The sequence below is a fragment of the Rhizobium leguminosarum genome (assembly GCF_004123835.1).
Lineage (GTDB): Bacteria > Pseudomonadota > Alphaproteobacteria > Rhizobiales > Rhizobiaceae > Rhizobium > Rhizobium leguminosarum_M.
On record NZ_MZMU01000012.1, the window covers coordinates 309,560 to 329,503 of the forward strand.

The window sequence follows — 19,944 nt, forward strand, 5'->3', positions numbered from 1 at the left end:
GATATGCGCTGAAGCTTCCCGATCGGCGGCGAGCTCATGCATGCGGCTTTTCCATTTCAGCGACGATCCCGGTATCGTAGCGTTCGAGCCACGCCCGGTTCGCGTCCCGTCTGCCCGAGCGCCCGGCCGGGAATGGCTGAACGGTCCGCTCGTCTGGGCAATCGATGCCGATCATGATTTCATGTATCTCTTTCCGCGCGATTGCCCCCGCATCCTGCTCTGGGCGACGCCGGATACGTCACAGAACGAGCGGCGGCACTGGCTTGGCGATTGGCGCGCTGTCGCCTATGTCGAGCGCCATTGGCTGGAAAGGATCGAAGCGGAGACGATCCACCGTTACGAGATGCCGGCCGAGGGCTTCGAGGATCTGGGTGATGCTGGCATGTGGGTGTCCCGCAGAGGCGTCATTCCCCTGGAGAGGACCGCCATCTCGCGGCTCGACCAGGAGTTTGGGCCGCGTGGGGGTGGAGCTTCGGGTGGTCGATAGCCTGCGGCCGTTAAAGGGTCTCTGGAACAGCAGCCTGCATGTCAGCGGCATCCGGCTGCGCAATACCAGGGATTGGGAATAGGCCGGGTAGATCGATCTTCCGATGCAGGATATCCAGCCTCTCTTTTCATCCGGCAATTTTGCTCTAAAAACAATCCAGATTTTCTGACCAGATTCTCTGGAGTGAGTTCCATGTCCACCGAAGGTTCCGCCGTCGACACGTTGACGATCGAAGAGGCTGCCGCCGAGCTTGAACGGCTGGCAAAGGAGCTCGCGCATCACGATGCGCTCTACCACGGCAAGGACCGGCCGGAGATTTCCGATGCCGATTACGACGCGCTGAAGCGCCGCAACGATGCGCTGGAAGTGCGTTTTCCCGAGCTGATCCGCGAGGACAGCCCATCGCGGCATGTCGGCGCAGCACCCTCTGTCGCTTTCTCGCCCGTCGTTCATGCGCGGCCGATGCTGTCGCTCGACAACACCTTCTCGCAGGAGGACGTGCAGGATTTCGTCGCCGGCGTCTATCGCTTCCTCGGCCGGCTGCCCGACCAGTCGATCGCCTTTACCGCCGAGCCGAAGATCGACGGCCTGTCGATGTCTATCCGTTACGAGAACGGCAGGCTGGTAACAGCTGCAACGCGTGGCGACGGCACGACGGGCGAGAACGTCACCGCCAACATCCGAACCATCGCCGAGATCCCCAACGAGCTGCCGAAGGGCGTGCCCGCTGTCATCGAGATTCGCGGCGAGGTCTACATGGCCAAGAGCGACTTCCTGGCGCTGAACCGGCAGATGGAGGCGGAGGGCAAGCAGACCTATGTCAATCCGCGCAACACCGCGGCCGGATCGTTGCGCCAGCTCGACGCCAAGGTGACGGCGAGCCGCAAGCTGAAATTCTTCGCCTACGCCTGGGGCGAAATGTCGGAGATGCCGGCCGATACGCAATTTGGGATGGTGCAGACCTTCAAGGACTGGGGTTTTCCGGTCAATCCGCTGATGAAACGGCTGAACTCGGTCGCCGACATCCTGTCGCATTATGACGAGATCGGCCTCGAGCGTCCGGATCTCGACTATGACATCGACGGCGTCGTCTACAAGGTCGACAGTCTCGAGCTGCAGGCCCGTCTCGGCTTCCGCTCACGTTCGCCGCGCTGGGCGACGGCGCACAAGTTTCCAGCGGAGCAGGCTTTCACGATCGTCGAGAATATCGACATCCAAGTCGGCCGCACCGGCGCCCTGACACCGGTCGCACGTTTGACGCCGATCACCGTCGGCGGCGTGGTCGTCACCAATGCGACGCTGCACAACGCGGATTACATCAGCGGCATCGGCAATAGCGGCGAGCGCATCCGCGACGACGAGCACGATATCCGCATCGGCGATACCGTCATCGTGCAGCGCGCCGGCGACGTCATTCCGCAGGTCCTCGACGTCGTCATGGAGAAGCGCCCGGCCGAGGCCAGGCCCTACGAATTTCCGAAGACCTGCCCGGTCTGCGGTTCGCATGCAGTGCGTGAAAGACATGAGAAGACCGGCAAGCTCGATTCGGTCACCCGCTGCACCGGCGGCTTCATCTGCAGGGCGCAGGCGACGGAGCATCTGAAGCATTTCGTTTCGCGCAACGCCTTCGATATCGAAGGGCTCGGTTCGAAGCAGATCGACTTCTTCTTCGAAAACGAGGACGCGTCGCTGCAGATCCGCACGGCGCCTGATATCTTCACGCTGGAGAAGCGTCAGCAGCAATCGCTGACCAAGCTGGAGAATATTGATGGCTTCGGCAAGGTCAGCGTCGGCAAGCTCTATGCGGCGATCACCGAACGGCGCAGCATTGCGCTCCACCGCTTCATCTACGCGCTCGGCATCCGCCATGTCGGCGAGACCACGGCGAAGCTTTTGGCGCGCTCCTACGGCACCTATGCGGCCTTTGAGACGGGCATGCGGGAGGCCGAGGCGCTTGCCGGCGACGCCTGGAACGATCTCAACGGCATCGAGGGCATCGGAGAGGTGGTGGCGCGCGCCATCGTCGAATTCTACAAGGAGCCGCGCAATGTCGAGGTGATTACCCGACTGCTTGAGGAAGTGACGCCCGAGGAGGCCGAACAACCGAAGACGGCAGGTAGCCCGGTTGCCGGCAAGACCGTGGTTTTCACCGGCTCGCTGGAAAAGTTTACCCGCGACGAGGCGAAGGCGAGGGCGGAAAGTCTCGGCGCCAAGGTGGCGGGATCGGTCTCGAAGAAGACCGACATCGTCGTTGCCGGCCCCGGCGCCGGCTCCAAGCTCGATAAGGCGCGCGAACTCGGCGTGCAGACGATGGACGAGGACGAATGGCTGGCACTGATCAGCGGGTGAGGGGCTGACGGCAAGTCGCCAGCCCCGCTCGCTCATAGCCTGAGCCGCGCCATCGTATAGGCGTCGACATACGCCCCTGATCGAAAGCCGAAGGCCTTCAGCAGGCCTTCTTGCTCGAAGCCGAATTTCCGGTAGAGGCCGATGGCGACATCGTTGTCGGTGTAGACGGTCAGTTCCAGCCGTTTGATATCGAGCCAGTCGTCGGCGGCGTCGACCATTGCGCCGAGCAGGATCCGTCCGAAACCGCGGCCGGTGAAATCGTCATGCACGCCCATGCCGATGCTGGCGACGTGCTGCCGGCGGCCGGAAAGACGGTTGAGGCCGCCATTGCCGACGATTTTGCCGTCCTGGGTGACGACGAGGTTGAGCGCGCCGGGCGACGGATTTTCCATGTTTTTGCGAACCTCTTCGACCCTCTGGTACGGCGGCCGCAAGGTGCCGGCCCGGTAGCCCGGCAGATTTATGAGATCGGTGATCTCCTCCGCATCGGACAGGCGGACGGCGCGCACGACGACGCCATCCGGCAGGCGCGCTCCGCCGCGAGGTTCATTCTCTTCGTTTTCAGACATTCATGCTCTCCATCAGTGTCGGGAGGAGAGCCGGTTTCCGAAAACCCTGCTCGCCTCGGCAGGGTTTTCGGGATGATCGGATCGCTGCTAACGCGCCATCGCTCCCGCGTACCCTTCAAGGGTCGTGGTGTGATGAATAAGCGCTGCCATGGTTACGGAACCGATCATGGCAGCAAGTTTCGATATGTGGGGTAAAAAGTCAACCGGGCGTCGTGTCGAATTTGCGCCGTGGGAAGCGGGGCGGTATTCCTGTTCCCGAAGAAACGATTCGGACTGCGGCATTGAAAACTATCGCGATTGACTTCGAGACGGCGAACGAACAGCGCCGCAGCGCCTGTTCCGTTGGACTTGCCTGGATCGAGGACGGCAGGGTCACGCGCGTCGAGGAGCGGCTGATCCGGCCTCGGGACATGCGCTTTTCAGGCATGAACATCGCGATTCATGGCATCCGGCCGGAGCATGTCGAGGACGCGCCCGAGTTTCCCGAGGTAATGGATGAGTTCGAGGAGGATTTTCGCGGCGCGACGATGATCGCGCACAATGCCGCCTTCGATTTCAGCGTCTGGCGGGCGAGCCTCGATCTCTACCGGCAATCCTATCCAGAGCTAACCTATCTCTGCAGCCTGAAGATGGCGCAGCGGATCTGGCCGCATTTCCTCTCGCACCGGCTGAACCTGATCGCCGAGCAACTCGGCCTGCGTTTCGTGCACCACAACGCCGCCGAAGATGCCGCCGTCTGCGCAGCGGCCGCAATCGAGATGGCAAGGGCGGTCAAGGCCCATGCCGTCCATGCCATACCGGCGCTGATCGGCATGAAGCCAGGTCGGCTGACGGCGCAGGCCTACGAGCCCTGCACCTGCCGAAAAGGCTGATCCCTTTCCGCAAACGCCCTTTTCTTGCAAAGCATGGGTGCATGCTTATCTAGAATGCGGATTATTCAGGGAGCCGCCATGTCCAGACTGCGCAATCTTCTCCTCGCCGCCTTCTCTTTCGCCGCCCTTTCCACAGGTGCTGCCTCAGCCGAGGTTGTCGGCAAGGTCGGGGTCGACTGGATCGGCAACGACATCATCGTCGAGGCGGTCTCCGATCCTGACGTCAAGGGCGTTACCTGCCACGTCACCTATTTCGACCGCAGCCTGATCGACCGGTTCAAGAACGGCAACTGGTTCGAGGATCCGTCCAACAATTCCATTGCCTGCCGGCAGACCGGGCCGATCGAGATCGGCAATATCGACCTGTCCAAGGATGGCAGCGAGGTGTTCCGCCAGGGCATGTCGCTGATCTGGAAGACACTGGTCGTCAACCGTATCTACGACAAGACCAACGATACGCTGATCTATCTCGCCCATTCGCGCGAACTGACGGACGGTTCGGCGAAGATGTCGATCTCGACCATTCCGCTCTATGGGCAGAACGTTGTCTGGAAGAATGGGAAGCCGCAATAAGGCTGGGAGGTTCCGACATCTTTCGCTATTGAGATTAAAGACCCCGCCCCAAACCCCTCCCCACAAGGGGGGAGGGGCTTAACTTACCGCACCAGCTTTCCTGATTTTCGACGTTTCGGTAGGAGCGGGGCGGGGTCTCGGGTTAGTCCCTCCCCCTTGTGGGGAGGGGTTGGGGAGGGGTTTTCGCAAAGTCTGATCCCATGCTTGCCTCCACCCCAAAATCAAAAGGCCCGGACGAGCCGGGCCTTCGAATTCCAGATATGAGTATTCCTCAGGCCACCTGCGTCAGCTCGTCGGCAATGACCGTGTCGAGGTTCAGGAAGCAGACCATGGTCTTTTCGAGCGCGACGATGCCGCGGCAGAAGGCGCGCTGGGCTTCCGGGATGATTTCCGGCGGCGGCTGCAGGTCTTCGCTCTTGATGGTCATCATGTCGGAAACCTGCTCGACCAGCAGGCCGACCAGCTTGCCGGCGATGTCGGTGACGATGATCGCCGAGCGCTCGGACGGCTCGGTCATCTTCATGCCGAGGCGGCAGGCCATGTCGATAACGGGGATCACCGCACCACGCAGGTTGATGAGACCCAAGACGTAGGGCGGGGTGTGCGGCATCGGCGTCACCGGCGCCCAGCCGCGGATTTCGCGGATGGCCATGATGTCGATGCAGAATTCCTGATCGCCCAGGTGGAACGAAACGATTTCGAGATAAGCGCCCGACTGCTTGATGGCGTTGTTGTTGTTCATGGTCAGAATTCTTCCCAGTTGTCCCCAGCGGGAGAGGCGATGCAGAACCGCCGTTAAATATAGATGTGACGGCTTAAGTCTTTCCTAACGATATGTATTTTCGGATTGCCCGTCGCTTTAGAGGTAAGCTATTCAAACACATGCATTTTTGATCCATGCAGATTCCTGAGGGCGGATTTCGTTGCCGTGGCAGTTTCTGCCGGTGAGACAATTCAACACGGGTTCGAAAACATATTCTTGAATTGCGCGCCTCCGGTCGAGGCTATAAGCACGCCAGCAGTGGCTGGCGGCACATCTCCGCCTGGATCGAGGATCATGCCAATGAAGACATTCCGCATCGCCGTCTGGGTCGGTGTCCTGATACTGGCCGGGTTTCTCGGCGGGTTCACGTACTATCTCAACAGATCGGGGAATGTGGTGGCGGAGGCTCCCTTCGGCGTGCCCTTTACCCTGGTCTCCCAGAGCGGGCAGCCGATCACCGAGGAGGCGCTGCGCGGCAAGCCGACGGCGCTGTTCTTCGGCTTCACCCATTGCCCGGAAGTCTGCCCGACGACGCTTTTCGAGCTGAACGGCTGGATGGAGAAGGTCGATCCGAAGGGCGATAAGCTGCAGGCCTTTTTCGTCACCGTCGATCCGGAGCGCGACACGCCTGAGATCATGAACGAATACGTCTCCAATGTTTCCAAGCGCATCACCGGCATTTCGGGCGCGCCCGATAAGATCGCCGAGGTCGTCAAGGGGTTCCGCGTCTACGCCAAGAAAGTGCCGGTCGACGAGAAGGATCCGAACGGCGACTATACGATGGACCACACCGCGTCGGTCTTCTTGCTCGATTCGGCCGGGCGGTTTTCCGGAACGATCGCCTATGGCGAAAACCCGGACACGGCGGTAAAGAAGCTGGAGAATCTCGTCAGCAAGGGGTGACAGCTTCAGCGTGATGGGACGTTGGCTCGACCGGCGGCGGGCAACGGAAACGGGAAAGACCGCCTATCGTGAGTGAAATCCGCCTTTACGTGACGACGACCGAAAGCAAGGCCGAGGAGATCCTCGACCTTCTGAGCGCGGTCTTCGGCGAAGAAGACTTTGCCATCGGCACCACCGAAATCGATGAGAAAAAGGATATCTGGGAAGCCTCGATCTACATGATGGCCGAGGACGAGGCTGAGGTGCAATCCCGCGTCGAGGACGCATTGAAGGCCTCTTTCCCTGATGCCCGGCTGGAGCGGGAAGTCATTCCCGAGGTCGACTGGGTGGTGAAATCGCTGGAGGGGCTGAAGCCCGTCAGGGCAGGGCGCTTCCTGGTGCATGGTTCGCATGACCGCGACAAGGTCCGTTCCGGCGACATTGCGATCGAGATCGATGCCGGCCAGGCCTTTGGCACCGGCCATCATGGCACGACGGCGGGCTGCCTGGAGGTGATCGATAGCGTGGTGCGCTCGCGCCCGGTCCGCAATGCGCTTGATCTCGGCACCGGCAGCGGCGTGCTGGCGATTGCGGTGCGCAAGCTCAGGAACATACCGGTGCTTGCGACCGACATCGATCCGATCGCGACGAAGGTGGCGGCCGAGAACGTGCGCCGCAACGGCATCGCCTCGGGCATCGTCACTAGGACCGCCCCGGGCTTTCATTCGACGGCCTTTTCCGAGCATGGTCCCTTCGATCTCATCATCGCCAACATTCTCGCCCGGCCGCTGATCCGCATGGCGCCGAAGCTTGCGACGCATCTTGCGCCTGGCGGATCGGTCATTCTCTCCGGCATCCTTACCGGGCAGCGCTGGAAGGTGATTGCCGCCTATAGTGGCGCGAGACTTCGCCATGTCAGAACGATCTGGCGGAATGGTTGGGTGACCATTCACCTCGACCGGCCTTGATAAGGGAGAGAGTTGGGCTGACGGTGCTGCTTGCTCCCTCTTCGCCCCAGCGGGGAGAAGATGCCCGAAGGGCAGATGAGGGGGTGAGCGGCGAAGCCTCGAATGCGCTGAGCGCAAGCGAAGGGCAATAAAGGGCGTGCCGTGCGGCCCCCTCATCCGACCCTTCGGGCCACCTTCTCCCCGTTGGGGAGAAGGGGGAGCAAGCCGGGATCTTCTCCACAAAACAGCACGTTTCCCGTGCCTTCTCAATCACAACAAAAAAGGCGGTGCCGATGGCACCGCCTTGGACCGGTCTATCCGGTCAATGCCCGCGAGCTCAAGGGGAGGAGCGCTCAAGCGGGCTCTACTGCATTCCAATAGGCCGGTCCGGGAGGGAGGAGACGGACTGGCTTTCAGGCTTAGAACGCGTAGCTGGGGGCGCCCTTGTGGCGCGTGGCCCGCTGGCCGGCGCCGAGCAGCTTGAGGCTGTCCTCGTTCTGCGGGCGGCGGGCGCCGATCACGTGACGCACGGTCTGGCGTTCGCCAGCCTGCACCGGGCTGCTATATGCGAAGCGCGAGAGAGAGGCGGTCATTTCAAGAATTCCTTTGTTTACAGGTTCATCGCGAACCGTTTGATGACGCCTATATAGCTGTTCTGAAATGCGGAGGCAGAGGGTTTCGCTCATGGGAGCCATGCGGCCAATGCATAAAGCGTGCCAAATTAACTTTTGGCGTCACAGTTCTGTCAAAATGTTGAGCGGTCCCAGTCGTTTCGACTCGTTTTGTCGCTTTTTCTCCCCATCGATTGAAATTTCGCTAACATGGTCGGCATCCCATTAACCGGATTCGTCTCAATCATTCGGGTTTCCAGCATGTTCCAGTCTTTCGAGGTTACCTCCACGCCGCAATTCGGCAGGGATCGTGTATCGGCGCTGCGCGCTAGTTTCGATTCGCTCGGCATCGACGCCTTTCTTGTGCCGCGCGCCGATGAATTCAACGGCGAATATGTTCCTGCAGGTTCCGAGCGCCTCGCATGGCTGACGGGCTTCACCGGCTCGGCCGGCATTGCGCTGATCCTGCGCACGCAGGCGATCGTCTTCGTCGACGGGCGCTATGTGACGCAACTTGCCGAACAGGTCGATGGTTCGGTCTTTTCGGGTGGCGATCTCGTCAACGAGCCGCCGCATGTCTGGCTTGCCGCAAACGGAGCCAAGGGCCTGCGGCTCGGCATAGACCCCTGGCTGCATGCCGGGGCCGAGGTGCGCCGTCTGGAAAGGGCGCTGTCGGAGATCGGCGGCACGCTGGTCTTCCTGCCGCACAATCCGCTCGACAGGCTTTGGGCTGACCGGCCGGCCGAGCCGCTTGGCGCGGTCAGCATCCAAAACGTCGTGCAGGCCGGCGTGCTGGCGAGGGAGAAGATTGCGACGATCGCCGCTGATCTTTCGAAGAAGAACCTTGCGGCGGTGCTGATCGCCGATCCCTCTTCGGTCGCCTGGACCTTCAATATCCGCGGCGCCGATGTACCGCACACGCCGCATCCGCTGGCGCGTGCCATTATCCATGCTGACGGCCGGGCCGAGATCTTCCTCGATAAGCGCAAGACCGGCATCGAGCCCGAGGCCTATCTCGCGCAGATCTGCACGCAGCTGCCGCCGTCGGCGCTGGAAGAAAAGCTCGCCGCCGTTTCCAGGGATGGCGGCCGCGTGCTGATCGACCCTGATATCGCCGCCTATGCGCTGGCCGAGATCATCCGCAAGGCGGGCGGCGAAGTGGTGGAGGGCGCCGATCCCGCCAAATTGCCGCGCGCAGTGAAGAATGACGTCGAGATCAATGGCTCGGCCGCCGCGCATCTGCAGGACGGGGCGGCGATGGTGGAATTCCTTTATTGGCTGTCGCAGACGAAGCCCGGCACGGTGAGCGAGATCGCTGCTGCCGAGCATCTCGAAGCGGCGCGCGCCCGCGTCGGCCAGAGTATGCAGAACCCGCTGAAGGACATTTCCTTCGACACGATTTCGGGCGCCGGCGAACATGCGGCGATCATGCATTACCGCGTCACGACCGAGACCAACCGGATGATCGAGGCCGGCGAACTCTTCCTGATCGATTCGGGCGCGCAATATATCAACGGCACGACCGACATCACTCGCACCGTTGGCATCGGCACTGTTTCGGAAGAGCATCGGCGCTTCTTCACGCTGGTGCTGAAGGGGATGATAGAGATCAGTACGGCGCGTTTCCCGAAGGGCACGCGCGGCTGCGACCTCGATCCGCTGGCGCGCATCGCGCTGTGGCGGGCCGGCGCCGATTTCGCCCATGGCACCGGCCACGGCGTCGGCTCCTATCTCTCTGTGCATGAAGGGCCGCAGCGCATCTCCAGGCTGTCGACCCAGGAACTGCTGCCCGGCATGATCCTTTCAAACGAGCCTGGCTATTACCGGCCCGGCAGCTTCGGCATCCGCATCGAGAACCTGATCTACGTGCGGGGGGCCGAAGAGATCGAGGGCGGCGATGCGCCGATGCTCGGGTTCGAGACGCTGACTTTCTGCCCGATCGACCGCAACCTCGTCATTCCGGCGCTTCTGACCCATGACGAACTGCACTGGTTCAACGACTATCATCGCCGTACATGTGAGGCGCTGATGCCGCTCATCCACGATCACGATGTCAGGGCGTGGCTCGAAAACGCGACGCTGCCGCTGGAGTATCGAGAAAACGGCATTACAGCGTCGGCGAAGCTGTAATGTCTTGAATTTCTGCGCCGGCCCCGGGCCGGTGCTCAGGCGCCGATCGTGTGGCGCCAGGTCATCACGACGATCCAGGCGGCGACCAGCATCCATGTATGGGTGAAGCGCAAGCCGACGAAGAGGGCGACGATCAGCGCCAGCTTCGATTCCCAGCCGCCGATGAAGAAGGCGGGTGCAACCAGCGTCGTCAGCACGGCGGCCGGCACGGCATTCAGCGCAGCCTCCATGCGCGGGGGAATGCTCTTCATTCGAGTGATGAGGATATAGCCGCCGATGCGGGTGGCGAAGGTAGCGAGTGCTGCGGCGAGGATGACGAGCGCCATGTGAAGATCGAATTCCATGGCTCAGACCTCGTGCACTTCGGACTGAAGGGCGTCGGCTTCGAGATCAGGCTCTTGCGGCGGCAAAGGCAGCACGGCGGCGAGCACGATGCCGACGGCAGCGCCGAGGCTGACATGCCAGGGTGAGCCGACATAGCGGTAGGCGAGCACGGAAGCCACTGCGCTGACGAGCGCCACCGGCAGGAAATTGTCTCGCTTGCGGAAACCGAGGACGATACCGAGGAAATAGGCGGGCAGCAGGATGTCGAGGCCTATGGCCTTGGGATCGCCAATGAAGCCGCCGAGCATGCCGCCGGCGACGCTGATCAGCACCCAGGGAATGTAAATGATGATGCCGAAGCCGAAATACCAGGCGAAGGTGAGTTGCCGGCCGGACTCGCCGCGCTTTACCGCTTCGGCGAATTGCGGATCGACGAGCAGGAAAAAGGTAAAGAATTTCTGCACCGGCGTGAAATGGCCGATGTAGCGCGCCAGCGCCGCCGAATAGAGCACGTGGCGGAAATTGACGGCGAGGATCGACAGCACGATCAGCCAGGCATGGACATTGTGACCAAAGAGTTCAATGCCGACCATCTGGCTGGCGCCGGCATAGACGGTGGCGCTCATGAAAGCGGTTTCGGCGAGCGACATGCCGTTTTCGACCGCAAGCGCTCCGAACAGGGCGCCAAAGGGCGCCGATGCCAGCGCAACGGCGGAGCCGCCCCGCAAACCTTCAACAAAGTCGGCGCGATTCATGACATCTTTCCTGTTGGAATTCAGGTTTCCCCTTATGGTCTACGGCTGGCAACGGCAATTGAATTTCATTGATTGACCAATCGATTTCGCTGAACCATCAAAGTCCTGATCGCATTCGGTAAAGAGGCAAACATGAAGAAGATCGAATTTTCGAAGGAAGAAAAGGCTGAGATCGTTTCGCGCATCCGCGCTTATTTCGACCGGGAACTTGATCCCATCGGTGCATTGCCGGCTGAATTCCTGCTTGACTTCTTCGCCGAGGAGATCGGGCCGTACTTCTACAATCGAGGGCTAAGAGATGCCCAGGCCGCCTTATTGCAGAGAATGGACGACGTCGCCGAGGATATCCATCTTCTTGAGAGGGAGGAAAAATTCTAAAGCGCGCCGCGACCTTTCAGATTCGCTTGTCGCGTTTAAACCGCTGCACAGTTTTGCGCGACATGCTTCAGCGCCCCTGAAATCAAAACAGGGCCTTCACTTAACGCCAAATTATTTCTGCCCCGATATGGTCGAGGCGCTTTCGTTCACAGGGTTGCGTGTTATTTGGCCGTGATTGTCTCTGCTATCGATGAACCTCGATCCGCCAAGCTTGGCAAGGCGTTGATCTTTATGGTCTGGCTTGCGCTGGCGTCTGCGCTTTGCTGGTCCGAAACGGTCTGGCGTGACGAGGTTCGTGCTTTGTCACTCGCCCTCCAGGGGGATAATTTCATCGATATGCTTCGCCAGATGCATGGCGAGGGTCATCCTGCTGTCTGGTATATCCTTCTGCGCGCCGCCTATATCGTCGTCGGTTCGCCGGTCGTCCTGAAGATACTTGCGCTGACGATTGCGGCAGCTGCCGCCTATCTTCTTGTTTTCCGGCTCAAACTGCCGCTTTCCATCATGCTGCTGTCGTTGTTTGGCAGTTTTTCGCTTTTCGAATATGCCGCGATGTCGCGAAACTACGGCATCAGCATGCTGGTGATTTTCCTTATCGTCCTGAGCTGGGACAAAGGAGCACGCAACGGGATACTGCTCGGCCTGCTTTTTGCCTTGCTAGCCAATACCAACGTCCATTCGGTCGTCCTCGTCGGCGGCTTCCTTGCCTACTGGTTCTTCGATCTGGTTCTTGCGCGACCGAGATCTCCTCTGACGGAATATCGGGCCTTTGCGACGGCCGCTGCCATTGCCGCGCTTGGAATTGCTCTCTGTTTCGCAACAGTCTATCCGACTTTCAACGATACGGGGCAGAACGATCTCAGCGGCGAGAATTTCGCCTTGCTTGCCCTTCGTGCTCTTGTCGTGCCCAGCTCGCATTTCATGGCGTTCTATCCCAACATCGTCCTTGAAGTGGTCGTGGCGTATCCGCTGGCGTCCCATATTTTTGCAGCGTTGATGTCCGTGCTCATCTACGGCAGCCTGCTGGCGTTGGCGGACCGGCGACCGGCGATGATCGCAGCGGCACTCGTCCTTCTAGGGCTTTCGCTCCTTTTTACGCTTGTCTATCCCGGCGGATACAGACATCAGGCGCTCTGGCTGGTTTTCATGATCGCCATCACTGCTTTGAGCCCACGCTCTCAGCGCGAGGGGGCAGGCGTTGCGGACATCGAGGCTGCCGGCGGTATCGTAAGGTTCGCCCGTCTGTGCTTCCCGATATTGCTGGCGCTACAGGTCGTGTCCGGCATCGAAAAGGTCAATCAGGCCTTCGTCGCTGAAATACCCTTCAGCCGAAGCAAGGATTTCGGTGCGTTCATGCAATCGCGCCCTGATCTCAAGGACGCGGTCATTATGGCGGATCCCGACTATCTCGTGGAAGCCTTGCCCTATTACGTCTCCAATCGCACCTATCTTCTGCGGGAGGAGCGGTTCGGCGCCATCGTGCGATACACAAAGAACGCGCGGCTTTCGCTCAGCCTTGCCGATATTCTGCAAACGGCACATCGATTGCAACAGAGTGAGCATGTGCCTGTCGTCATTCTTCTTTCGCAGCGGCTTGATCAGATTACTGCGCCCGTCTCCCTGCGTGAAAGCTACGTTTGGCGGTTGTCTCTGACGCCGGAAGACATTTCTGCTTTCCAGAGCGCGACAAGCCTCATCAAGCGCTTCGGCGCGACAGCGGGAAGCGATGAGACGTACGACGTCTACGTATTGAAATAGGAGGCCCCGTCAGCAGGCTCTTCGGCCTCCGCTCTCTCCACCGCCGCCTCAGCCCTCGCGCTTCATCCGTTCACGGCGCGCGATTTCGGCTTCCGAAGGCTCCGTCATTCCGAAACTGCCGGTTTTGACCTCGCCCGCACGCTCGTAGACGCTCATGATGACGCCGGTCGTCGATACCGAGTTGGCGCTGAGCTTCAGAGCCTCCGGTTTGGCGCCTTCGCCGAACAAACGTTTGCCGGGGCCGAGGATGAGCGGGAAGGTCAGGAGCCGAAGTTCGTCGATCAGATCGTGCGCCAGCAGGGTCTGCAGCAGGCCGCTGCTGCCTTGCGTCAGAAGGTCGGGACCGTCCTCCTGCTTCAAGCGGGCGATTTCAGCGGCGACATCGCCGCGCAGCGCAACGGTGTTTTCCCAGGTGAATGGTTCCTTCGACGTGGTCGCGACATATTTGGTCGCGGCATTGAAGGCTTTTCCAATGGGATCGTCTGCGCCGACGAAGGGCCAGTACGCGGCGAAGATCTCGTAGGTCTTGCGGCCGAGCAGCAGGGCGAAGGGGTCGTTGAAGATCCCGTCCATGAACTTGCCCATCGGCTCGTCCCAGTAATTGACGGTCCAGCCGCCAAGGGTGAAGCCGCCGGTCGGATCCTCCTGCGGCGCGCCCGGCGCCTGCATGACGCCATCCAAGCTCACGAAGGCTGCGGTAACAAGCTTTCTCATCTCTCAACTCCCATGATTCATCATTGGTGTGTTCAGAGCCAAGGACGGATGGACGTGTGCCGATCCGACATCCGCCACATTGTCTTTTATCGCTGATCTCAATCAGCCGGCCAGCACCTTGGCGCTGTCGATGATCGCGATGCCATGCGTCTGCATCTCCTCGATGGCAGCGGCGACGCCTCCGGGCGTGATGCCGCGGCTTGCATCCTCGATGAAGCGCACGCGGACGCCCGGCATCATCTCCAGCGCGTCGAGCGCGGAGAACTTGACGCAATAGTCGGTCGCCAGCCCGCAGACGTCGAGGTCGGTGACGCCCTGATCCTCGAGGAAATCGGAAAGGCCAGTCAAGGCATCGCGGTCATTGTCGCGGAAGGCCGAATAGCTGTCGATATCAGGATCCTCGCCCTTCTGCTGGATCAAGTCGATCTCTTCGGATTTGAGTGCGGGGTGCAGTTCGGCATCGAGCGTACCCTGAATGCAGTGATCGGGCCACATCATCTGCGGTTTGCCCGACAGTTCTCCCATCTCGAAGGGGGCGGCACCGGGATGGGCGGAGGCGAAGCTGCCGTGGCCCGGCGGATGCCAGTCCTGCGAGGCGACGATCAGATCGTATTTGCCGCTGTCGATCAGTCTGTTTGCGACGGGAACCACCTTGTCGCCCTCCGGTACCGGCAGATTGCCGCCCGGACAGAAGCCGTTTTGAATGTCGACGAGCAGCAGCGCTTTCATCAAGGCCAATCCCTTCGCTTTATTGCAGTGTAAGACGCCAGGCACACCGAATGCATCAACTAGTGGATTTCCGGGCGCGGACGCGCAAGTGTTAATTCTGGCGCTAGCGGTAGTAAGTCGTCAAAACAGAGAGGCCTAATGCAATCATTGCGAGAGCTGGCGGCAGCTCTCGTGTTGAAATGGAACGGAGGGATGGAAAGGCTCGTGCATGATTTCCGGATTGCAGACACAGCCCGCGACGGCGGCAATTGCCGCGTCGGGACGCTTTTGTGCGGCATCGATGGATCGAGGCTCCCCCGGCAGAGCCCGGATCTCGGCCAGCTAGACCGCAGCCACGTCGTCGGCTGTGGAATCACCTGCTGCGGCGGAATTGCCGTAGGTATTGCGGTAGGCTTGAAGGGACGTCTGCATGTCGCTCAGCACGTTGGTGAGGAGCGGATCGCTGTCGCCTGAAGTCTTGATGCTGTTCGGATCGGCGGCGAGGAATTCGGACTCGGTCAACTTGCCGTCACCATCCGTATCCATTGCGGCGAAGACGCCCTTGGAAGCGTCGTCGCTCTGATCGCTGTCGTCGCCCTGGTCGTCGCTGCCGTCGGTTTTCTGCATCGACAGCATCAGCGACAGGATGTCGGCGGTGATCTTCTTGACGATGTCGGTGTCGTCGCTGTCGGTTGACGCCGTGCCCGATGTCGAGGACTGCGAGGCGGCGGCCAACTCGTCCGCCGATATGACCCCATCGCCATTCTTATCGAGACTGGAAAGCGGAGACTGGTACTGTTTCACTGTGCTGCCGAGAGATGAAACACTGGTCACTGGAACCTCCTTTGAAAAGTTCGTCGTGAAGCCTGCCTTTCATGGGTGGGCAGCCTCTGGGCTAAGCTGATTTGCGCAAAGCGTCAAAGCGACGTTTTGACAGGGCGGGAGTGTGATTGACGACGTGAGGCAACGCACGTCAAGCTTTCGGTTTCTAAAGCTTTCACATTGGATTTATAGCTTTTTTGGCGACTGGTTTGTCTGGGCGCGAATAAATCCATGCCGCTGTTGGACCGAAATTGCCGTAACGCAGCGTGCGGAGGAGCTATGGACGGAGTGTCCGGGTTTGCGCGGCTGCGACATTTCGTCTGCTTTCCGCGAGGGGCGACGTCAGGCCGACCTTGCTCCGGCTCATGATTTCTGCCTTTCTTACCGTTGGAAGCAAGCCGGAAGCGAAGCCATGTCAGAGCCGGATCCCGACGAAAAGATCGATGCGACGTTTCGCAACGGGTCGCTGACGGCGGCCGGGATCATCCTCGGTTTCTCGCTTAATTTCATCAGTGTCTGGGTTTCCAATCCCAACGACTGGAGCCGCATCGATATTCCGCCGATGCTGTTCCTGACCGTGGGAATCGCTGTCCAGGTGAAAGTCTTTGCCGATTTGCTGGCGCGGGACTCTCTGTTTGCCGCCAAATATGACCGGTCTCGCCGGCTCTTTCTGATCGGATTGGGAATCGTCGCCGCGGGAATAGGCATCGCTCTGATCAACGATATTCTCGGGCTCGGAAGGATGCGGATGCTCGGGTGAACGTTTTCGCGCCGTGTTGATGCGAGGTCACACGCGCTCGACGAACCCGTCCAATACCCGCTTCTGTCCGGCCCGGTCGAACTCGATCGTCAGCTTGTTGCCTTCGATGCCGGTGATATTGCCGTTGCCGAATTTGAGGTGGAACACGCGGTCGCCGAGCGTGAATCTCGATGGTTCCGACGAGGTCGATTTCGCCACCAGCTCGCCCTCGATCGTGCGCCCCTTCGGGCCGCTTTCGCCGTAGCCGATGCGTTCGACGGCGTGGCCGGAGCGGGTGCCCCAATTGTCGCGTGTGGCGTCGGTCTTGTTGGCCTGGGCGCGTTTCCATCCGGGAGTGGAATAGGAGTTGGCGAAGGGTTCGGCCTTGTCGAAGCGGGATTGGCCGTAGCCGCCGCGGCCGTACCCGCCGTAGCTCTGCTCCATTGCGGCGATCTCGACATGGGTTTCCGGCAGTTCATCGAGGAAGCGCGAGGGCAGGGTCGATTGCCAGAGGCCATGGATGCGGCGGTTGGAGACGAACCAGATGTGGCAGCGGTGCTTGGCGCGGGTGATGCCGACATAGGCGAGGCGGCGTTCCTCCTCCAGGCCGGCGCGGCCGCTCTCATCCAGCGAGCGCTGGTGCGGGAAGAGGCCTTCCTCCCAGCCGGGCAGGAAAACGGTGTCGAATTCCAGGCCTTTGGCCGAGTGCAGCGTCATGATCGACACGGCGTCGAGGTTCTCGTTGGTCTCGGCATCCATGACCAGGGAGACGTGTTCGAGGAAGCCCCGCATCGACTCGAAGCTTTCCATCGAGCGGATGAGTTCCTTGAGGTTCTCAAGGCGGCCGGGGGCTTCGGCGCTTTTGTCGTTCTTCCACATGTCGGTGTAGCCGGACTCTTCGAGAATCTGCTCGGCAAGTTCGGTATGCGGTGTATTTTCAAGCAGTTCCTGCCATCGGCGGAAAGATTGAATCACGTCGAAGAGCGCCTTTCGCGCCTTCGGCTTCAGCTCGTCGGTCTCGATGATGTCGGCAGCAGCCGCAAGCATCGGGATATCGCGGGCACGGGCATAGTCGTGCAGTGCACGAACCGTCGTGTCGCCGAGGCCGCGCTTCGGCGTGTTGATGATGCGCTCGAAGGCGAGGTCGTCGGAGGCTTGAGCAACCAGGCGGAAATAGGCCATGGCATCGCGGATTTCCAGGCGCTCGTAGAAGCGCGGGCCGCCGATGACGCGGTAATTGAGGCCGAGGGTGACGAAGCGGTCTTCGAATTCGCGCATCTGGAAGGAGGCGCGCACGAGGATCGCCATGTCGTTCAAGAGATGCTTGCCGCGCTGGAGCTGCTCGATCTCCTCGCCGATGGCGCGGGCTTCCTCCTCCGAATCCCAGGAGGCGTGGACCTGCACCTTGACGTCGTCCGGATCGGAGCGGTCGGTGAACAGCGTCTTGCCGAGGCGGCCCTCATTATGGGCGATCAGATGGGCAGCGGCCCCGAGGATATGTTCGGTCGAGCGGTAGTTGCGCTCGAGCTTGATGACCTTGGCGCCGGGGAAATCCTTCTCGAAGCGCAGGATATTGTCGACCTCCGCGCCGCGCCAGCCATAGATCGACTGATCGTCGTCGCCGACGCAGCAGACGTTCTGCGGCTCGCCCCTGGCGCGTTGGGCGAGAAGCCTGAGCCACATGTACTGGGCGGTGTTGGTGTCCTGGTACTCGTCGACGAGGATATAGCGAAAGCGGCCGTGATATTCCTTCAACAGATCCGGGTTCTTGCGGAAGATCGCGATCGGATGCATCAGCAGGTCGCCGAAATCGCAGGCATTCAGCGTCGTCAGGCGTGCCTGATAGGCGAAATAAAGATCGCGGCCGCGGCCATTGGCGAAGGCGCGGGCATCGCCCTCGGGGATATCGGCAGGGCCGAGACCCTTGTTCTTCCAGGTGTCGATCATCCCGGCGAACTGCTTGGCCGGCCAGCGCTTGTCGTCGAGACCTTCAGCCTGGATCAGCTGCTTGATCAGGCGGACGACGTCGTCAGTATCGAGAATGGTGAAATCGGAGCGCAGGCCGACAAGCTCGCCGTGGCGGCGCAGAAGTTTGACGCCGATCGAATGGAAGGTGCCGAGCCAGGGCATGCCTTCGACGGCGCCGCCGACGAGCAGCGCGATGCGCTCCTTCATCTCGCGGGCAGCCTTGTTGGTGAAGGTGACGGCGAGGATCTGCGAGGGGAAGGCGCGGCCGGTGTTGAGGATATGGGCGATGCGGGTCGTCAGTACGCGCGTCTTGCCGGTGCCGGCGCCGGCGAGCACGAGGACCGGGCCTTCCAGCGTTTCGACGGCTTCGGTCTGCTCGGGGTTCAGCCCGGCGAGGTAATCCGGCCGCTTGCCGCCGTCGCGAGCCGCCATGGCGCGGGCGGCGATGCCGCCACCCGCGGCGGGCGCCCTTTCGGCGGTTGCGGCAGGCGGTTGCGGCTTGCGCGCCATCTCGCCCGGCTCTTCGTCGAAGAAGGGCATATCGTCGAAACTATTGCTCATGGCGCGTAATGTAGTGATTCGGGAAGGAAAGACCAGAAAAGATGTTCTGCTTTCATTCCCGAGCCGGCGCTATTCCAAGCGGTATGTTGCGGGCGGCAATGCCGCCGCCGAGCCCGGCTGTGGTCGCCATGCGGGCGGGCGTAGCTAAAATTTCGATCGCGGCGTGTCGGAACTGGTGCCGGTGGGGCGTCCTTGGGTCATCGGACAGCAGTCCGGATCAACACCCGTCAACAAGGAGGCCGTTTCATGCCGAAGGTCGTTTCAAATCTCTGGTTCGCCGAGGAAGCGCGCGAAGCCGTCGAATTCTACGTGTCTGTTATCCCGGACTCCAGGATCGGCCGCACCACCATATTGCCGGCGGAAACGCCGAGCGGGCCTCCTGGCAGTGTCGAGCTGATCGAGTTCACGCTCGCCGACCAGGCCTTCCTGGCGATGAAGGCCGGCCCGCTCGATAGTTTCAACCATTCCTTCTCGATCGCGATTCTCGTGGAAAGCCAGGCCGAGATCGATCGGATATGGGAGGCCTTCCTCGCCAATGGCGGCACGCCGGAGGCCTGCGGCTGGCTAAAGGACCGCTGGGGCCTTTCCTGGCAGATCGTGCCGCGCATGCTGTCCGAGATGATCGCCGACAGCGACCGCGAGCGGGCCAGGCGCGTGACCAAAGTGATGCTCGGCATGGTCAAGATCGATGTCGCCACGCTGGAGAAGGCATTCAACGGCTGAGTCGCGCGGGTGGGTGCATGATCACTATGCGGGGCGCATGGCTGGGATGCGCCCGTTTTCCAACATGTCTGTAGCGGATGGCACACGCTGTCCCGTATCGACTTTGGGCAGTTTGACCGCCAAATCGTCGATTTCTCCAGTGCTCGAATCACGGGCGACATTGCACACCCTTTTCATCTTTCTGTCACGTCGCGAAATGTGCTGATACCGCAATGGCACCCTTCTCAACTACAATAAGAAACAGTTTCGTAGAGTAAAAAAATAACCGGTGCATGCACGTTTTTGTGCATTGCCAGAAACAGCCGGTGAGC

Annotated in this window: 19 protein-coding genes and 1 pseudogene; 11 read left to right on the top strand and 9 right to left on the bottom strand. The window is 60.8% G+C overall.

Going from position 1 to position 19,944, the window contains the following annotated elements:
* Positions 1 to 40: 40 nt before the first annotated feature.
* Both B5P46_RS18235 and ligA read left to right on the top strand, forming a co-directional pair.
* Positions 41 to 569, top strand: a pseudogene (locus B5P46_RS18235) (DUF6886 family protein).
* Positions 570 to 679: 110 nt separating this feature from the next.
* On the top strand, positions 680 to 2,836 hold the full coding sequence (ligA, locus tag B5P46_RS18240) for an NAD-dependent DNA ligase LigA (protein ID WP_129419925.1): 2,157 nt from the start codon (positions 680 to 682) through the stop codon (positions 2,834 to 2,836).
* A gap of 32 nt (positions 2,837 to 2,868) precedes the next feature.
* On the opposite strand, the gene B5P46_RS18245 is transcribed toward ligA, so the two are convergent.
* Positions 2,869 to 3,405, bottom strand: a complete 537-nt coding sequence (locus B5P46_RS18245; protein ID WP_129419926.1) for a GNAT family N-acetyltransferase — start codon at positions 3,403 to 3,405, stop codon at positions 2,869 to 2,871.
* Positions 3,406 to 3,686: 281 nt separating this feature from the next.
* On the opposite strand from B5P46_RS18245, the gene B5P46_RS18250 reads away from it, so the two are divergent.
* Positions 3,687 to 4,277 carry a 3'-5' exonuclease gene (locus tag B5P46_RS18250; RefSeq protein ID WP_129419927.1) on the top strand — a complete coding sequence of 197 codons (591 nt, stop codon included), beginning with the start codon at positions 3,687 to 3,689 and terminating at the stop codon, positions 4,275 to 4,277.
* Between the two features lie 78 nt (positions 4,278 to 4,355).
* Positions 4,356 to 4,850, top strand: coding sequence for a CreA family protein (locus B5P46_RS18255; protein WP_129419928.1), 495 nt, complete (start codon positions 4,356 to 4,358; stop codon positions 4,848 to 4,850).
* Between the two features lie 271 nt (positions 4,851 to 5,121).
* Here B5P46_RS18255 and B5P46_RS18260 read toward each other — a convergent pair whose 3' ends face one another.
* The gene (locus tag B5P46_RS18260) at positions 5,122 to 5,592 is read right to left on the bottom strand and encodes a chemotaxis protein CheW (RefSeq protein ID WP_129419929.1); all 471 of its coding nucleotides are present in this window, start codon (positions 5,590 to 5,592) and stop codon (positions 5,122 to 5,124) included.
* Between the two features lie 321 nt (positions 5,593 to 5,913).
* Here B5P46_RS18260 and B5P46_RS18265 point away from each other — a divergent pair, with 321 nt between their 5' ends.
* Together B5P46_RS18265 and B5P46_RS18270 are read left to right on the top strand one after the other, a co-directional pair.
* Positions 5,914 to 6,516 (top strand): SCO family protein, encoded by a 603-nt coding sequence (locus tag B5P46_RS18265; protein ID WP_129419930.1) that lies wholly within the window; start codon positions 5,914 to 5,916, stop codon positions 6,514 to 6,516.
* A 68-nt stretch (positions 6,517 to 6,584) separates the two neighbouring features.
* Positions 6,585 to 7,463, top strand: coding sequence for a 50S ribosomal protein L11 methyltransferase (locus B5P46_RS18270; protein WP_129419931.1), 879 nt, complete (start codon positions 6,585 to 6,587; stop codon positions 7,461 to 7,463).
* A 398-nt stretch (positions 7,464 to 7,861) separates the two neighbouring features.
* Here B5P46_RS18270 and B5P46_RS34465 read toward each other — a convergent pair whose 3' ends face one another.
* Complete coding sequence (locus B5P46_RS34465) at positions 7,862 to 8,035, bottom strand: hypothetical protein (protein WP_003541368.1); 174 nt, start codon at positions 8,033 to 8,035, stop codon at positions 7,862 to 7,864.
* 279 nt (positions 8,036 to 8,314) lie between these two features.
* Here B5P46_RS34465 and B5P46_RS18280 point away from each other — a divergent pair, with 279 nt between their 5' ends.
* On the top strand, positions 8,315 to 10,183 hold the full coding sequence (locus B5P46_RS18280) for an aminopeptidase P family protein (RefSeq protein ID WP_129419933.1): 1,869 nt from the start codon (positions 8,315 to 8,317) through the stop codon (positions 10,181 to 10,183).
* A gap of 35 nt (positions 10,184 to 10,218) precedes the next feature.
* Here B5P46_RS18280 and B5P46_RS18285 read toward each other — a convergent pair whose 3' ends face one another.
* Positions 10,219 to 10,527, bottom strand: a complete 309-nt coding sequence (locus B5P46_RS18285) for an AzlD family protein (RefSeq protein WP_129419934.1) — start codon at positions 10,525 to 10,527, stop codon at positions 10,219 to 10,221.
* Between the two features lie 3 nt (positions 10,528 to 10,530).
* Positions 10,531 to 11,262 carry an AzlC family ABC transporter permease gene (locus B5P46_RS18290; RefSeq protein WP_129419935.1) on the bottom strand — a complete coding sequence of 244 codons (732 nt, stop codon included), beginning with the start codon at positions 11,260 to 11,262 and terminating at the stop codon, positions 10,531 to 10,533.
* A 132-nt stretch (positions 11,263 to 11,394) separates the two neighbouring features.
* On the opposite strand from B5P46_RS18290, the gene B5P46_RS18295 reads away from it, so the two are divergent.
* Together B5P46_RS18295 and B5P46_RS18300 are read left to right on the top strand one after the other, a co-directional pair.
* The gene (locus tag B5P46_RS18295; RefSeq protein ID WP_033181033.1) at positions 11,395 to 11,640 is read left to right on the top strand and encodes a DUF2164 domain-containing protein; all 246 of its coding nucleotides are present in this window, start codon (positions 11,395 to 11,397) and stop codon (positions 11,638 to 11,640) included.
* 165 nt (positions 11,641 to 11,805) lie between these two features.
* Entirely contained in the window at positions 11,806 to 13,398 is a 1,593-nt protein-coding gene (locus B5P46_RS18300; RefSeq protein ID WP_129419936.1) for a hypothetical protein, read from the top strand.
* A gap of 48 nt (positions 13,399 to 13,446) precedes the next feature.
* Here the strand turns inward: B5P46_RS18300 and B5P46_RS18305 are convergent, their stop codons facing one another.
* The 3 genes from B5P46_RS18305 to B5P46_RS18315 form a co-directional block, all read right to left on the bottom strand.
* Complete coding sequence (locus B5P46_RS18305) at positions 13,447 to 14,112, bottom strand: dihydrofolate reductase family protein (protein ID WP_129419937.1); 666 nt, start codon at positions 14,110 to 14,112, stop codon at positions 13,447 to 13,449.
* A 102-nt stretch (positions 14,113 to 14,214) separates the two neighbouring features.
* Positions 14,215 to 14,841 (bottom strand): bifunctional nicotinamidase/pyrazinamidase, encoded by a 627-nt coding sequence (gene pncA, locus B5P46_RS18310; RefSeq protein ID WP_129419938.1) that lies wholly within the window; start codon positions 14,839 to 14,841, stop codon positions 14,215 to 14,217.
* A gap of 321 nt (positions 14,842 to 15,162) precedes the next feature.
* Positions 15,163 to 15,654: an EF-hand domain-containing protein gene (locus tag B5P46_RS18315; RefSeq protein WP_129419939.1), complete on the bottom strand. Its 492-nt coding sequence runs from the start codon at positions 15,652 to 15,654 to the stop codon at positions 15,163 to 15,165.
* Between the two features lie 400 nt (positions 15,655 to 16,054).
* On the opposite strand from B5P46_RS18315, the gene B5P46_RS18320 reads away from it, so the two are divergent.
* Positions 16,055 to 16,402, top strand: a complete 348-nt coding sequence (locus tag B5P46_RS18320; protein ID WP_129420519.1) for a hypothetical protein — start codon at positions 16,055 to 16,057, stop codon at positions 16,400 to 16,402.
* 27 nt (positions 16,403 to 16,429) lie between these two features.
* On the opposite strand, the gene B5P46_RS18325 is transcribed toward B5P46_RS18320, so the two are convergent.
* Complete coding sequence (locus B5P46_RS18325) at positions 16,430 to 18,910, bottom strand: ATP-dependent helicase (protein WP_129419940.1); 2,481 nt, start codon at positions 18,908 to 18,910, stop codon at positions 16,430 to 16,432.
* 246 nt (positions 18,911 to 19,156) lie between these two features.
* Here B5P46_RS18325 and B5P46_RS18330 point away from each other — a divergent pair, with 246 nt between their 5' ends.
* A complete protein-coding gene (locus tag B5P46_RS18330) occupies positions 19,157 to 19,633 on the top strand; it encodes a VOC family protein (protein WP_129419941.1) in 477 nt (158 codons plus the stop codon).
* The last annotated feature ends 311 nt before the right edge of the window (positions 19,634 to 19,944 follow it).